Here is a 14,589-nt window from a genome sequence, read left to right as displayed (position 1 = left end):
CTATAAATGAAGAAGATAAATCAGCAATTGGCATTAGAGCTTTGGAACATGCAAAATATCTTGCTTCCCAACGTATTGTTTGCTATAATATACATTGTTTTAAAAGCATTCTTGTAGCTTAGGAATGCTTTTTATTATATCTTGGACAGGAAGTTATGTTAACAATAAAAGGAATAAACCTATGGAATGGATAAAGGAAGGATTAAGGCTCTTAGTAAGTCGCTCCGGCAAAAAACAAAAGGAGTTCGAGAAATACAACAGCATGCTTGTTCTAAACAGAATCCGGCTGATCTCTTTGGCTAATATTTTCCTGTCAATCTTTTGGGTATATATGGATTGGACAATTATAAATAATGGTGCCGATAGGATATATGGTATAACCCTTATTACGATGCACGCGTTTAGTGAAGTCGCCTCGGTTGTGTTCTTGATTTTCTACAAGCGGGTGCTTGGTAAGAGAAAGAACACGAATTATCGAATCATATATATTTCTTCAAAGATATATGTATTTTTGTATATTCTTTTTGGTGCTGCTTCTTCTATCAATAGTCAAAGATATACCGGTAATATTTATTCCTATCTTATTCTGGCATTAATTGCAGCGATTGCCTTTACCCTGAAACCGTCTTTTATGCTTTTTGCATTTGGTGCGAATCATATTATTTTCCTTGCAGGCATCGGGATCCTCTGCAATGACACGAGTCTGCTGCTATCAAAGGTGGTTAATTCTACAGTTCTGGCAGGCGCTGCATTTCTGCTTGGATTTATCTTTTACCGTCACAGGATGACGGAATTTTTTTATAAAAATAAATTAATGGAAAACGAAGAGAATTTTAAAAAGCTTTTTTATGTAAATCCTTATCCGGTATTTATTACAAGGCGGGAAGACGGAACGATTATAGAAGCAAATAAAAGGGCATGCAGCCTGATGGGGATCAAAGCAGAGAGCCAGGATAGTTTTAACGGTATCGACTGTTATATTATGGGTGACAGCAGATGGACTCTTCAGGAAAGATTGAAAGAAAAGAACAGTATTTTTAACCAGATTGTAGAGTATAATTTTAATGGCAGGCGCAAGTGGGTTACCGCGAATTACGAAATAATTGATTATCACGGTGAAAAGTGCATTCTGACAGGTATCATGGATATAACGGAAATCAGAAAAGCGGAGGAAGAACTGTCCCATTATGCTTCTATCGACTCCCTGACCGGAATTATGAACAGAAGAATGGGCTTTAAAAAACTGGAAGAGCTGTTGGAGGAGTCCAAAAAAGAATTTCTGGAATTTGTGATTTGCTTTCTGGATATCAATAATTTAAAGCTCGTAAATGATACCTATGGTCACAGCGAAGGCGACCGCTATATTCAAGCTTTATGCGGTATGATTAAAAGCAGACTGGAGGAAGAAGATATCTTTTTCCGCATAGGCGGTGATGAGTTTATAATAGTATTTAAGAAGAAAAATAAAAAGCAGGCAGAAAATATCTGGGAAGAGATCATAAAACAGTTTAACGAAAGAAATCTTCAAGAAGAGTTCCCTTATAATATTACGGCAAGCCATGGATTTTATTATTTCTGCACCGGTATGGATATAGATTTGGATCAGATGATTGAAAAAGCAGATAAACAAATGTATGAAGAAAAACAATGGTTCAAGAAAATGGAAATTTCTTAAGTATTTTTACATTTCTTCTATATCTTTTATCCTTTTGCTCCTTAATAATATGATGTTATAACGGTAGTGTCCAGGTGACTTCAAGGCATGCTTATCCTTGGCAGTATCAATTCCTGTGTATATCATTGTAAAGCTCCCTTGAAATATATTTGATACTGTTTGGAATGTACAGATATAAAAAATCAAAATAATAAAAATAATAAAAATAATAAAAAAATCATATCAAAAATAATTCTCATTTTGATAAGAGTTGTTTTGACGTTTTATCAAAATGAGAATCGTAACATCTTAAAATTATCATATTGATAAAAAACGAAAGGATTTGTACAAGAATAAGTGCAAAATCCTTTGTTGACAGTCTATTTTCGACATGTTATACTCCGCTTAATCAAACAAGAATTCCAAGACGACAGAGAGGTTGTATTCCTCATCTGTCTTTTTTTGAACCAAAAAACGACCTACAGTAAAAAAGTTTCTAAAAGCGTTTCACAGATATGGGGACTGTGTCTTGCAGTTAAAGTGGAAGAGAGGATTTAGTATGCATGATTATATCATTAAAAACGGAACAGTAGTAACAGAAACGGGAGTCTGCCGGACGGATATTGCTGTGAAAGGTGAAAAAATAGCAGCATTAGGAGAATCTGAATTTTTAGGAGAAGCCAGAGAAGTAATCGATGCTTCCGGTAAAATCGTAGTACCGGGTCTGATCGATCCCCATGTTCACATTGCAGCACCGTTTATGGGTTGTATCGGACCGCTTGATTTTTATAGTGCCAGCAAAGCGGCAGCCTTAGGCGGAGTTACTTCTATTATTGATTTTACCAATACTCAGCCCGGTGATTCTGTCCTTCAAAAAATCGAGCATAGGAAAGAAGAGATGGCAAACGCGGCTATTGACTATGGTATTCATGCAAAAATTGTAGAGGCAACGGATGCCATAATCGGAGAAATCAAAGGCATGGTAGAAGCAGGCTGCCCTACGCTTAAATTATTTACTACATACCGAAAAGCCGGAGTCATGATACCTGATGAGGATATTGTCCGTGTCATGCTGGAAGCGAAAAAATGGGGAGCAAGACCGGGAGTCCACGCTGAGGATAATACGCTTAGTGAATATAATGATGATTTGTTTGCGGCTCAGGGAAAAACAGACTGGAACTATCATTACTTGTCCAAGCCGCCCATTGTAGAAGGGCTTGCAACGGCTAAAATTATTGACTATGCAAAGTTTGCAGGGTGTGAATTATATATATTCCACGTAACCTGTACAGAGTCGATTGATGCGATTAAACGGGCACAGAAGGAAGGCTATCCGATTATTGGAGAGACCTGTATTCACTATTTAGAGCTTACAAAGGAAGCTTTAGATGATGCAGATACCGGATTTCGTTATATCTGCAGTCCGCCGCTGCGTGACAAAAAAGATAATGCTGCTTTATGGGATGCACTTTCAGAAGGAACCCTGAGTCTGGTAAGCTCTGACAATTGTTTATATGATGATAAGGAGAAAACAAGCTTTTTAGAAAAAGATGCCCGGGGGAATGTTATCCGTGATTACAAAAAGATTGCTAATGGTGTCAGTGGCATGGAAGAACGGCTGCCGCTCTTGATGACAGATGGTGTGGGCGCGGGGAAGATAAGCTTAGAGCAGTTAGTGGAAATATCCAGTACCAATCCGGCCAAAATATTTGGAATGTATCCGAAAAAGGGTGTTATTCAGCCGGGCAGTGATGCAGATATTGTACTGATCGATCCTGATGCGAAGATGACATTATCTGCAAAAACCTTGCACTACGGAATCGATTCTTCCGTATATGAAGGAAAAGAGGTTAAAGGCATGCCGGTTATGACCATGCGTAGAGGTGAAGTAATTGCAAAAGACGGAGAATTTTTTGGAAAACCAGGTACGGGACAATTTCTGCACCGTACATTAGGGTGAAAGGTATGAAAAAGATTTTACTGATTAACCCCAATAGCTCTATAAAAATGACAGAAGATATAAAGGCTACCGTATCAGAATTAAGGACCGATGCGGATATCGAAGTAATCAGAATGCCCCGTTCCCCTAATGTTTTGGAAAGCTTTACCGATTATACACTGGCAGGAGCAGAACTTATAAAATACTTTCAAGAAAATGACCTCACAGCTTACAACGGCATTCTGCTTGCCTGTTTTGGAGACCCTTGTCTGTTTGCATTAAAGGAACTGTCACCGGTTCCTGTAGTCGGAATAGCAGAGGCTGCATTTTCAAGAGCATTGTTGTTAGGATACCGCTTTAGTGTGCTGGCAGCCAGTAAAAAGGCGCAGCCTATGATGGAATCGCTTATAGACGGCTATGGTCTGCAGTCAAGAAATGCAGGAACCTTAACACTGGGAATGCCCATAGAAGAATTCTTATCCGATCAAACAGCTCTGGAAGGAAAGCTTTTGGCTTTAATCGAAAAAGCCAAAGAAAAACAGGCGGAAGTCGTCATATACGGGTGTGCCGGTATGACAACGGTCTCCAAAAATACAATTATGGAGAAAACAGGCATATCTGTGATAGATCCGGTTATCTCGGGTGTATCTACACTGCTTTCCCTGCTTGAAGACGGGGACGGCATATCAAATTCAGGACTTTATTTCTAAACAGGCCACAACGCAGTACATGCGAGGCAATAAATATTATTATACTTAGGAGGCGCACATATGAAAAGCATTTGGAAACTTGAAGAAGGCGAAGTAAGAAAACCTGGTTTATCCCACTACGTTATGATGGCATTATTTACAGGAGTGGGTATTGTAGTCGGTACCTTTGGCAGCTTAGCGGTGTCTATCGGACCGGTATCAGCTTTTTGGCCGGGACAGGCAATTCAATCCGTAGGAAGTATCTGGTATGGTGGGTGGGGAGCGATAGCCGGAGTTGTATTTCCGATGATATCCAATGCAATATCGGGTTCTGCAGCATTGCCAATATCCATTGCGTATATACCCGGCAATCTGGCACAGGCAGCATTTGCAGGATATTTCTTCCGTAAACTGAATTGTGATCCCCGTTTAAAATCGGGAAAAGATTATGCGGTATTCTTGATCTTAGGTACTCTGGTTGCGAATATGATAGGCGCAGCAGAAGGGAATCTTGTATTACTGCTGTTTGGTATTATTACTCCGGCAGGAGTTCCGTTAAATTTCCTTGGATGGTTCCTCGGCAACACAGTAGCATCAGCAATTTTGGGTGTTATTATGTTAAAATTCTTGTCACCGCTTGTAATGAAAACAAAAACTTTCTGCAAAGGCTTGTGGGCATAAGTCTAAGGAACACTTCTTTAGTGTGGGGCAGCAGATTATGCTGCCCACAATTATAAGAAAAAATTATTAAAATGATAAAAATATTTATTGCGGCATGGAAGGACATTATTATGAAACATGAAAATATGAGAAAAACAGTATTAGGTTATGTGCCTATTCAATCCCCTATCTATTTGTTGCATCCGGTAACCAGGATTATTTTATATCTGGTTATGAGTTTTGTACCGCTTTTAATTCAGATGCCGGAGGTTAACCTGATTCTTTTAATTGGAACACTTTGTTTATTTAAGTTTTCCCGCATTGATATGCGTCAGTTAAAGATTTACGTTCCTATGATGATTTTGGTAGCTTGTTTTATTACTTTTTCTTATATAGTATTTCCTACCAAAATGAGCGGTGAAATTCCTATTGTTTTCTTTGGATTCAAGCTGTACCTTTTTTCCATTATGTGGGCAGTTATGGTATACGTTCGTATTATCACCTTATTGCTCGCTTCAATTTTCTTCTTTTCAACAAATAGGGAAAGAGATATTTTAGTAGGGCTTCGATGCCTTCGTGTTCCGTTTGCGGTGTCTTACTTTTTGGGACTGACCCTGCGGTCTGCGGGTATGTTCTTAGAGGATTATGGAATTGTAAAGGAAGCGGAAAGAGCCAGAGGACTTGATATGGAAAATGAAAAATTTCTTACCAAGGTAAGCCATTTCCCGATGTATATGATCCCGCTTTTTACACTGGCTATCCGTCGTTCGGAAGATATCAGTACCGGACTCTATGCCAAAGGAACGGAAATCAAGGGAACTTATAAAGGGATGAAAAGGCCGGATTACTTACGGACCAAATTTAAAAAATCTGCGTTAGACAGTGTGGTATCCTTTGCTGCAATATGTTTTTTTGCCGGAGCAGTCATTTTGAAGATATCCATTAATGCCTTTGAGCTTAAAAACTCAATTCTGAATATATGGTTTGGCAATATTTTATAAGGGACCGGAGGAAAAAACATGAATGCAATTGAAATTACTGATTTATGCTGGAAATATGACGGCGCGGAGGAATACATATTTGACCACCTGAATCTGACCATAAAAGAAAATATATTTTTAGGAATTGTAGGTTCCAATGAAGCAGGAAAGACAACACTGGTATCCTGCATAAAAGGGATTATTCCAAACAGTACCACTGGTATTTATAAGGGAAATGTGCTTTTGTACGGGGAATCGGTAAAGGACTGTGATTCCCGTGTGATTTCAGAAAGTGCGGGTATGGTTTTTTCGGACCCGGATGCACAGTTTACCACCATGAGCGTGGAAGAAGAAATAGCCTTTGGCCTTGAGAATATCGGGGTGGCGGTAAAGGAAATCGAAGAAAGAATTTTATGGGTCAGCAAGCTTTGTCATTTGGATGACTTGCTGGAAAAGCCTCCTTTTGACTTGTCGGGAGGACAGAAGCAGCGTGTGGCTATAGCTGCTGTATTGGCAACGAAACCAAAGATGATTATCTTAGACGAGCCTACCTCTATGTTAGATCCGAAATCAAAGGACGAAGTATTTGATATTTTGCAGGAAATTAAAAATAAGTTAAATATTACGGTAGTAGTAATAGAACATAATATAGAAAAAATTGCAGAGCTTTCGGATGAGGTCATTCTGATGAAAGAAGGAAAAATAATCCGGCATATGGAAACAAAGGATTTCTTTAAGGACGTGGAATTATTGAAGGAAAATAGCCTAAAGGTACCGGAATCCATTGAAATGCTATATTATCTCTACGATAAATTGGGAATCGATAAAACAGGACCGGTAAAGCTGGAAGAGATTGCGGTGGAAATCAAAGAGCTGCTGTCAGGAAGAAAGGCGGTTAATTAATATGGAAGAAATTATTAAAGTATCAGATCTGACATTTGCCTATGATGATGGAACGGTAGCGCTGGAGGATATTAATATAACTATACATAAGGGAGATTTTGTGGCATTAATCGGTCAAAATGGCTGCGGTAAAACAACCTTATCCAAGTGTCTGAATGGTATCTTGAAAATAACCAAAGGAGAAATCGTGGTAGGCGGGCTTCATGTGGAGCAAAGGCCCAAGATAAAAGACCTGGTAAAAAATATCGGGTATGTATTTCAAAACCCGGACCATCAGCTTTTTAACTCTAAAGTTTACGATGAAATTGCTTATGCACCCAGAAACATCGGTTTGGATGAAAAGGAAGTGGATAAGAGGGTAAAGGAGGCGGCAGCAACAGCCGGAGTAAAAGAAGCTCTTTTTGAGGAACAGCCCGTGCTTTTGATGAAGGGCCTGCGTCAGAGAGTAGCGATTGCTTCCATCCTTTCGTTAAAGCCGCAGGTCATTATTGTGGATGAACCAACCACAGGACAGGATTATAAGCAATCCTTGGAAATCATGGAGTTCTTAAAAGAGTTAAATGAGAAGCATGGACACACTATTTTGATTATTACCCATGAAATGCATATTGTGGCTCAGTATGCGAAAAGAATCATGGTAATGAAAAAAGGGGAGATTTTTATGGACGGGACACCAGGCGAAGTCTTTTCGCAGCCGGAGAGATTGATGGAGGGGTATGTAAAACCGCCTATGGTGACGAGAATGGCACAATTAATTGACAGTACGGGAGCAAGTGACGGCGTAATCAATATAGAAGAATTGAAAAAGATTATGGAAGAAGGCAAAATTGTTTAATGAAAATAAAAATCAAAGATGGTTTTATTGTTGATGGTACCGGTAAGAAAGGTTTCCTGGGTGATATCCTGATAAATGGAGAAAAAATTGAAGAAGTGGGAGTTGTTACGCAAGAAGTTGACCGGGTAATTGAAGCAAAAGGACTGGTGGTTGCCCCCGGCTTTATTGATACTCACAGCCACAGTGATCTGGAGGTGCTTGTCCGCCCTGAGCTGCTTCCAAAGCTTCGGCAGGGAATAACAACAGAGGTGTTGGGGCAGGACGGAATCTCCATGGCACCGATGCCCATAGCCTATAGCAGTTCGTGGAGAAAGAATCTGGCAGGTCTTGACGGAGACTCCGATGAGATATGTTGGGATTATGAAGATACGGCACAGTATTTAAAGCGGATTGAAACGGCAAAACCTGCCTTGAATGAGTGCTATCTGCTGCCCCATGGAAACATTAGAATGGAAGCAATGGGATTAGATAACAGAAAACCGGATAAAAAAGAGCTGGAACGAATGAAGGAAATTGTCCGCAGGGAAATGGAAGCGGGGGCTATTGGTATTTCGGACGGACTTATCTACATGCCCTGTGCGTATTCCGAAATGGAAGAAATCATTGAGATTTGTAAAGTGGCGGCCGAATATGACGGTGTTTATGTGGTACATCAGAGGAGCGAAGCGGATACCATATTGGAGTCGATGAAGGAAGTAATCCATATCGGAAAAGAAAGCGGTATCCGGATTCATTTTTCCCACTTTAAGGTTTGCGGCAGAAAAAACTGGAGTAAGATAGAGGCGGTTGTGAAACTGCTGGATTCCTGTAAAGAGGAAGGGATGGAGGTATCCTTTGATCAATACCCTTATGTGGCAGGAAGTACCATGCTTGGTGTGATACTCCCGCCATGGGTACACGATGGCGGTACTGACAAGCTGATGCAAAGGCTGGCCGATCCGATACTCAGGGAAAAAATGATAGAGGACATTGAAAAGGGGATACCAGGCTGGGATAATTTTGTTGATTTTGCGGGACTTGACCAGATCTTCATTACCAGCGTAAAAACCAAAAAAAATCTGGATACGGTGGGGCTGAATCTAATAGAGCTTGGTAAGCTTAAGGGTAAAGAACCTTATCAGGCAACATTTGACTTGCTATTAGAAGAGGAAAATGCTGTAGGCATGGTTGATTTCTATGGGACGGAAGAGCATGTTATGTGCTTTATGAAACGCCCTGAGATGAATGTATGCACAGACGGCTTATTAGGTGGGAAGCCACATCCCAGAGTATATGGTGCTTTCCCTAGAATTTTGTCTACTTATGTCAGAGAGAAGAGAACTTTGACACTGGAAGAAGCAATCTATAAAATGACCGGTAAAGCAGCGGAAGCAATGCGTCTTAAAAACAGAGGAAGAATACAGGAGGGCTTTTATGCTGACTTGTGCATTTTTGATGCAGAGGCGGTAAGGGATAAAGGAACTTTTACAGAACCGGTCCAGTATCCCGAGGGCATTTGTTACGTACTTGTAAATGGAGAGATTGCAGTTTCCGGAGAAGAATTCACAGGAGTAAGAAACGGAAAAGTCATAAGAAGAAAGGATCGGTGAGGGTATGGATTCTATATGGGCTGTGATTATTTTTCTTTTGAATATGTTTTTTTTGCTTGCAGCGTATTATTTTTTAAATGCTTATCTGTATTTTTCTACAACTTGTATAAGGCCTAAGAAGAACGGTGAGGAAGACGCTGAAGAAATAAGGCTGCCTGCCATATATGATCATATTATGATAGAGGGGGCGGCAGGTAAGCTTTCGGGATATTACAGGAAGGGGCACAAGAATAAGCTGGTCATATTAATTCACGGCTGGATGGATGATGCAAAAAGTCGCTTAGAGGACGTAAGTCCATATGCAGAGTTGGGATATCATGTGTTGCTTTGCGATTTGAGGGCACATGGAAAAAGCGAGAGTAAGTACCTTGGCATGGGTATTGCGGACAGCTTGGATTTGGAAGCATGGGTAGCCGCCATGGAGGAACAATTGGGAGAAGGAATTGAGATAGTTTTAGATGGCGTGTCTTTTGGTGCGGCAGCAATCTTACATCTGAATCCGGATTTCCTGAAGGATCATATAACAGCTGTAATTGCGGACAGCAGTTATGAAAGCTTAGGCATGATACTTCGAAAAATGATACGATTTTCTCCGAAATTTATGGCAGGCTTTTATTTAAGCGGTATTCATATTTGGGGAAAGCTGCTGGGAAAGTATTCAATAAAGAAGGATCATGTAGAAATCAACATCGCACAGATTACAGTTCCAGTGCTGCTGATTGGTGGAGCATTGGATAAATTGGTTTCCATTGATACCCAGAAAAAGTTACAAAAGGCGTGTAAAGGCATTTGTGAGCTTTTTATAGTAGAACGGGCGTCACATGCAAAAGCTTCTTATGTGGATCGGGAAGGGTATGAAAAAAGAATTAAATTATTTCTAAATACATATGCAGAGTGATAAACTTGTTCGAAATTAAGGGCTGGCTGATGAAACAGTTATCAGCGCAGGGCTGAAAATATATGGAGGTTTTATGCAGGAACAAATTAAATGGGTAATGAACATAATGCCAAAAACAGAAGATACACAGTTGCATGTCATGGAAATTGAGGAAATAAAAAAAGCCAGAAAATTTCATGCAAGTTTTCCTCAATATGAAATCACACCTCTGGTAGAGCTAAACAATATGGCTGCATTTTTAGGAATAAATAAGGTTTTGGTGAAGGATGAGTCCTATCGTTTTGGATTAAATGCCTTCAAGGTCTTGGGAGGGGCCTTTGCCATGGCAAAATATATGGCTCAGAAATTAGATAAAGATGTATGTGATCTGCCTTATGAAGTTCTGGTGTCGGAAGAAACCAGGGAAAAATTTGGTCAGGTGACCTTTTTTACTGCAACGGATGGAAATCATGGAAGAGGAGTGGCCTGGGCAGCCAATCGCCTTTTACAAAGGGCAGTGGTGCATATGCCAAAAGGGTCGACAATTACCAGACTTAATCATATTAAAAAGGAAGGTGCTACGGTAACCATAGAAGAAGTCAACTATGATGAATGTGTTCGTATGGCTGCGGCGGAAGCAGCAATGGAACCAAACGGTGTCATGGTTCAGGATACCGCATGGGAGGGTTATGAGGAAATACCCGCATGGATCATGCAAGGCTATGGGACCATGGCAATGGAAGCTGATGAGCAATATGTAAAGGCCGTCGGTACGGCACCTACTCATGTGTTTGTACAGGCAGGAGTAGGTTCTTTGGCAGGTGCGGTGCAAGGATACTTTACAAACAAATATCCCATAAATCCTCCCAAAGTAGTGGTGGTAGAGGCGGCAGAGGCGGCTTGCCTTTATCAAGGAGCAGCAAAGGGAACTGGTGAAATCAGTATCGTTACCGGAGATATGCCAACTATAATGGCGGGGCTTGCCTGCGGTGAGCCAAATACGATTTCCTGGAATATATTAAGGAATCATGCAACTGCTTTCCTATCCTGCACCGACCAGGTGACAATAAAAGGTATGCGAATGCTTGCAGCACCTGTCAAAGGGGATACTCCGGTTACAAGCGGAGAATCAGGAGCACTTCCCTTTGGAGTGCTCGCTTCTGTCATGACAGATGAAATCTATGGTCCGTTAAGAGAAGCATTGCAGTTAAATGAAAATTCCAATGTACTATGCTTTTCAACGGAAGGAGATACAGATCCTGAGCGCTATCAAAATATAGTTTGGAGGGGAGCCGAAAGATAAAAAAAGAAAAAGGCAGGGATTAACATGACACATTTAAAGAAAATTCAGGATGCAGTAATACAATATGCCAAAATTATGGCGGAGGTAGTACAGGCAGATGTTGTAATTGTTGATACAGATTTTTTCAGAATAGCCGGCACAGGGGTGTTCGAGCATGAAATCAATACATTTGTGGGAAGCACTGCTTTTGTCTTTGATTATGTTATGAAAACCGGAAAACAGATGATCATTGATAATCCGGGGAATCACCATCTATGCATCGCCTGCCCCAATGGGGGTAACTGTTATGAAACCTATGAGATTTCTGCGCCCATTCTGTTAGGTGATAATGCCATCGGTGTAATCGGACTGGCTTGCCTGAACGAAGAACAAAAGGCGCATATTAAAAGAAAACAGACTACATACTTAGAATTCTTAAAACAGATTGCGGATATGATTGCGGCAAAAGCCATGGAGCAGGAAGAAAAAGAGCGCAACAGGGAGCTTAACAATATTCTTCGTGAAATGGTTAATCAGGTCAATCAAAGCGTATTGGTTATGGGAGAAAAGAATAATATTCTGATGGCCAATAAAGCGGCAAGAGAGCAGCTGCATCTGGAAGAGGAAGATATGACAGAGTACCAGATGCAGATAGAGCCTACCGGAGATGTAATGAATCATTTAAGAGAATATCTGCTGACAGTAAAAGAACGGAAATATACGGTGATGGGCACCTTATACGATATGCAAAACGGCGGCGATGCTGCCAGCAGCATGCTGTTGTTCAGCGATATCAATGTTCTGCAGAATCAACTGTATGAATATAGTCAGAAAGCCAGAGCTTATAGTGAGGACAGCATTATCGGCAGCAGCGCCATTACAAGAGACCTGACCAAAAGCATCAAAAAAATTGCTAAGGCAAATACTACGGTTCTGATTACAGGAGAAAGCGGTACCGGAAAAGAAATTGTTGCAAAATCAATATGGAAGTCCAGTGACAGAGCAGATAAACCTTTTGTTGTGATTAACTGTGCTTCTATCCCGGATGCCACTATGGAATGTGAATTGTTCGGCTATGTAGCCGGAGCTTTTCCGGGTGCAGATCCGGCCGGAAGAATGGGAGAATTCGAACTCGCTAATAATGGAATTGTTTTCCTTGATGATATCGGAGATTTACCGCTCCATTTGCAGGGAAAGCTGCTTCGTGTTCTGCAGGAACATAGGATTACCCGCGTAGGATCCAGCCAAAGCATTTCAGTTAACATTAGAATTATTGCGGCTTCTAATCGAAACTTACATGAAATGATGGAAAAAAAGGCGTTTCGAAGTGATTTGTATTACCGTTTAAATGTTATTCCTCTGCATGTGGCACCTTTGCGTGACAGAAAAGAGGAAATTGAGGAATTTGTAATGTATTTCATTAACCGTTACTGCCGCCTTCAGGGAAAAAAATTCAACTATATGGATCCTGAGGTCATGAGGCTGCTTCGCAGATATGACTGGCCCGGGAATGTAAGAGAATTGCAAAACGTAGTAGAATTCATGGTCAGTATGATGGAAGACGACGGACATATCGGATGCAGTAATCTGATCCTGGATTTGTGGAGCATATCCACAGGCAGGGAAGATAAATACATGCATACAATTAGGGAGCTGGAAGAAAAGGAAATACAAAAAGCATTATGGATTTATGGAGATTCTACGGAAGGAAAAAGAAGAATCGCACAAAAACTCGGGATTGGCATAGCTACGCTGTACAGAAAATTGGATGCGTATAACATAAGCAGTGTCAATCCGGCTTGGAATGGAGAACAGGAAAATGGATATAAAATTAGATTATAGTGAATTACTGCAATTATGCCGGACTCTAATTCAGCAAAAAAGCTATTCTGGAGAAGAAAAAGGTGTATCTGACAGAGTGAAGGAATATATGTTAAAGCACGGATATGATGATATGATCGTAGATAAATACGGCAACATAATCGGACATATAAAGGGAAAGAGAAAAGGTCCCAGAATTTTATTTGATGGTCATATGGATACGGTGCCGGTAACACAGCGCGAAAAATGGAAGGTGGATCCCTTTCAGGGAGAAATGAAGGAAGGGAAATTATATGGCAGAGGAGCAACCGATATGAAAGGCGCCCTGGCTGCCATGATTTTTGCAGGTGCTCAATTTGCCAAAGACTGTGATAAAGATTTTGCCGGAGACATTTATGTGGCAGGAGTTGTGCATGAGGAATGCTTTGAGGGAGTGGCGGCAAGAGAAATCAGTGCCTATGTCAAACCGGACTATGTGATTATCGGTGAAGCATCTGAGTTGAACTTAAAAATCGGACAAAGAGGGCGGGCGGAAATCGTTGTAGAGACATTTGGGGAGCCAGCTCACTCAGCAAATCCGGATAAAGGTAATAATGCGGTATATCAGATGACAAAGGTAGTGGAGGCTATTCGTACCTTAAAGCCTACGGAACATCCTGTGCTGGGTAAGGGGATCTTGGAACTGACTGATATCAAATCCAGCCCTTATCCGGGGGCATCCGTTGTACCTGATTATTGCAGAGCCACCTATGACAGAAGGCTGCTGGTAGGAGAAACCAGGGAAAGCGTACTGGAGCCTATTGAGAAACTTTTTGAAGCACTTATCAAGGAAAATGAAGGCATGAAAATAAAAATATCTTATGCGGCGGGGAAAGAAAAATGCTATACCGGAGAATGGATTGAAGGAGAGCGCTTTTTTCCCGGCTGGCTATTTGAAGAGACGGAACAATATATTCAGGACATTAAAAAGGAAATGGAAGAAAACGGTTATCAGCCAAAGGTTACACAATATAACTTTTGTACCAACGGAAGCCATTATGCGGGAGAAGCAGGAATAAAAACAATCGGCTTGGGACCTTCCAGAGAGAATCTGGCACATACCATCAATGAATATGCTGAAATAGAGCAGATTGAAAAAGTTGCGGACTGCTATTTACTTGTTATGAAGGCACTGCTAAAATAGCACTTTCTTCTAAGTTTATTATGTTTTCATATACAATAGAAAGCTCCTTGCTCCCCAAAGTTTTTTACTTTATGGTGCCTTTCGTGATATTTTTACATTCCTTTTACATCCTTTATACTTTTGCTCTTTAAAAATATGATATTATTGTTTTAACAGTAATAATCGGACGTTTCCTTT

General features: G+C 40.6%; 12 protein-coding genes. All 12 read left to right on the top strand.

Annotated features, from left to right (window positions below; genetic code table 11):
• The first annotated feature begins 181 nt into the window (after nt 1-181).
• The 12 genes from V6984_RS15960 to V6984_RS15905 all read left to right on the top strand — a co-directional run bounded on the left by V6984_RS15960 (nt 182) and on the right by V6984_RS15905 (nt 14,412).
• Nucleotides 182-1,675: a diguanylate cyclase domain-containing protein gene (locus tag V6984_RS15960; protein ID WP_342756601.1), complete on the top strand. Its 1,494-nt coding sequence runs from the start codon at nt 182-184 to the stop codon at nt 1,673-1,675.
• 538 nt (nt 1,676-2,213) lie between these two features.
• Nucleotides 2,214-3,614, top strand: coding sequence for a dihydropyrimidinase (gene hydA / locus V6984_RS15955; RefSeq protein WP_342756600.1), 1,401 nt, complete (start codon nt 2,214-2,216; stop codon nt 3,612-3,614).
• A 5-nt stretch (nt 3,615-3,619) separates the two neighbouring features.
• Nucleotides 3,620-4,303: an aspartate/glutamate racemase family protein gene (locus V6984_RS15950; protein ID WP_342756599.1), complete on the top strand. Its 684-nt coding sequence runs from the start codon at nt 3,620-3,622 to the stop codon at nt 4,301-4,303.
• 60 nt (nt 4,304-4,363) lie between these two features.
• Complete coding sequence (locus V6984_RS15945; protein ID WP_342756598.1) at nt 4,364-4,963, top strand: hypothetical protein; 600 nt, start codon at nt 4,364-4,366, stop codon at nt 4,961-4,963.
• A gap of 110 nt (nt 4,964-5,073) precedes the next feature.
• Complete coding sequence (locus V6984_RS15940) at nt 5,074-5,943, top strand: energy-coupling factor transporter transmembrane component T (protein ID WP_342756597.1); 870 nt, start codon at nt 5,074-5,076, stop codon at nt 5,941-5,943.
• An 18-nt stretch (nt 5,944-5,961) separates the two neighbouring features.
• Nucleotides 5,962-6,825, top strand: coding sequence for an ABC transporter ATP-binding protein (locus tag V6984_RS15935; RefSeq protein ID WP_342756596.1), 864 nt, complete (start codon nt 5,962-5,964; stop codon nt 6,823-6,825).
• Between the two features lies 1 nt (nt 6,826).
• Nucleotides 6,827-7,660, top strand: a complete 834-nt coding sequence (locus V6984_RS15930; RefSeq protein ID WP_342756595.1) for an energy-coupling factor ABC transporter ATP-binding protein — start codon at nt 6,827-6,829, stop codon at nt 7,658-7,660.
• The gene (locus tag V6984_RS15925) at nt 7,660-9,249 is read left to right on the top strand and encodes a D-aminoacylase (RefSeq protein WP_342756594.1); all 1,590 of its coding nucleotides are present in this window, start codon (nt 7,660-7,662) and stop codon (nt 9,247-9,249) included. Before V6984_RS15930 ends, V6984_RS15925 begins: the two co-directional genes overlap by 1 nt.
• A 4-nt stretch (nt 9,250-9,253) precedes the next feature.
• Nucleotides 9,254-10,147, top strand: coding sequence for an alpha/beta hydrolase (locus V6984_RS15920; RefSeq protein WP_342756593.1), 894 nt, complete (start codon nt 9,254-9,256; stop codon nt 10,145-10,147).
• A gap of 73 nt (nt 10,148-10,220) precedes the next feature.
• Nucleotides 10,221-11,429, top strand: a complete 1,209-nt coding sequence (dpaL, locus tag V6984_RS15915; RefSeq protein WP_342756592.1) for a diaminopropionate ammonia-lyase — start codon at nt 10,221-10,223, stop codon at nt 11,427-11,429.
• Between the two features lie 75 nt (nt 11,430-11,504).
• Nucleotides 11,505-13,250 carry a sigma 54-interacting transcriptional regulator gene (locus V6984_RS15910; protein WP_342756591.1) on the top strand — a complete coding sequence of 582 codons (1,746 nt, stop codon included), beginning with the start codon at nt 11,505-11,507 and terminating at the stop codon, nt 13,248-13,250.
• The gene (locus V6984_RS15905; protein WP_342756590.1) at nt 13,228-14,412 is read left to right on the top strand and encodes a YgeY family selenium metabolism-linked hydrolase; all 1,185 of its coding nucleotides are present in this window, start codon (nt 13,228-13,230) and stop codon (nt 14,410-14,412) included. The genes V6984_RS15910 and V6984_RS15905 overlap by 23 nt, the downstream gene beginning before the upstream one ends.
• Nucleotides 14,413-14,589 lie beyond the last annotated feature (177 nt).

Source organism: Kineothrix sp. IPX-CK (genome assembly GCF_039134705.1).
Classification (GTDB): Bacteria; Bacillota; Clostridia; order Lachnospirales; family Lachnospiraceae; genus Kineothrix; species Kineothrix sedimenti.
The sequence above is the reverse complement of the archived record's forward strand: the minus strand, read 5'-3'. Positions and strand labels throughout refer to the sequence as shown.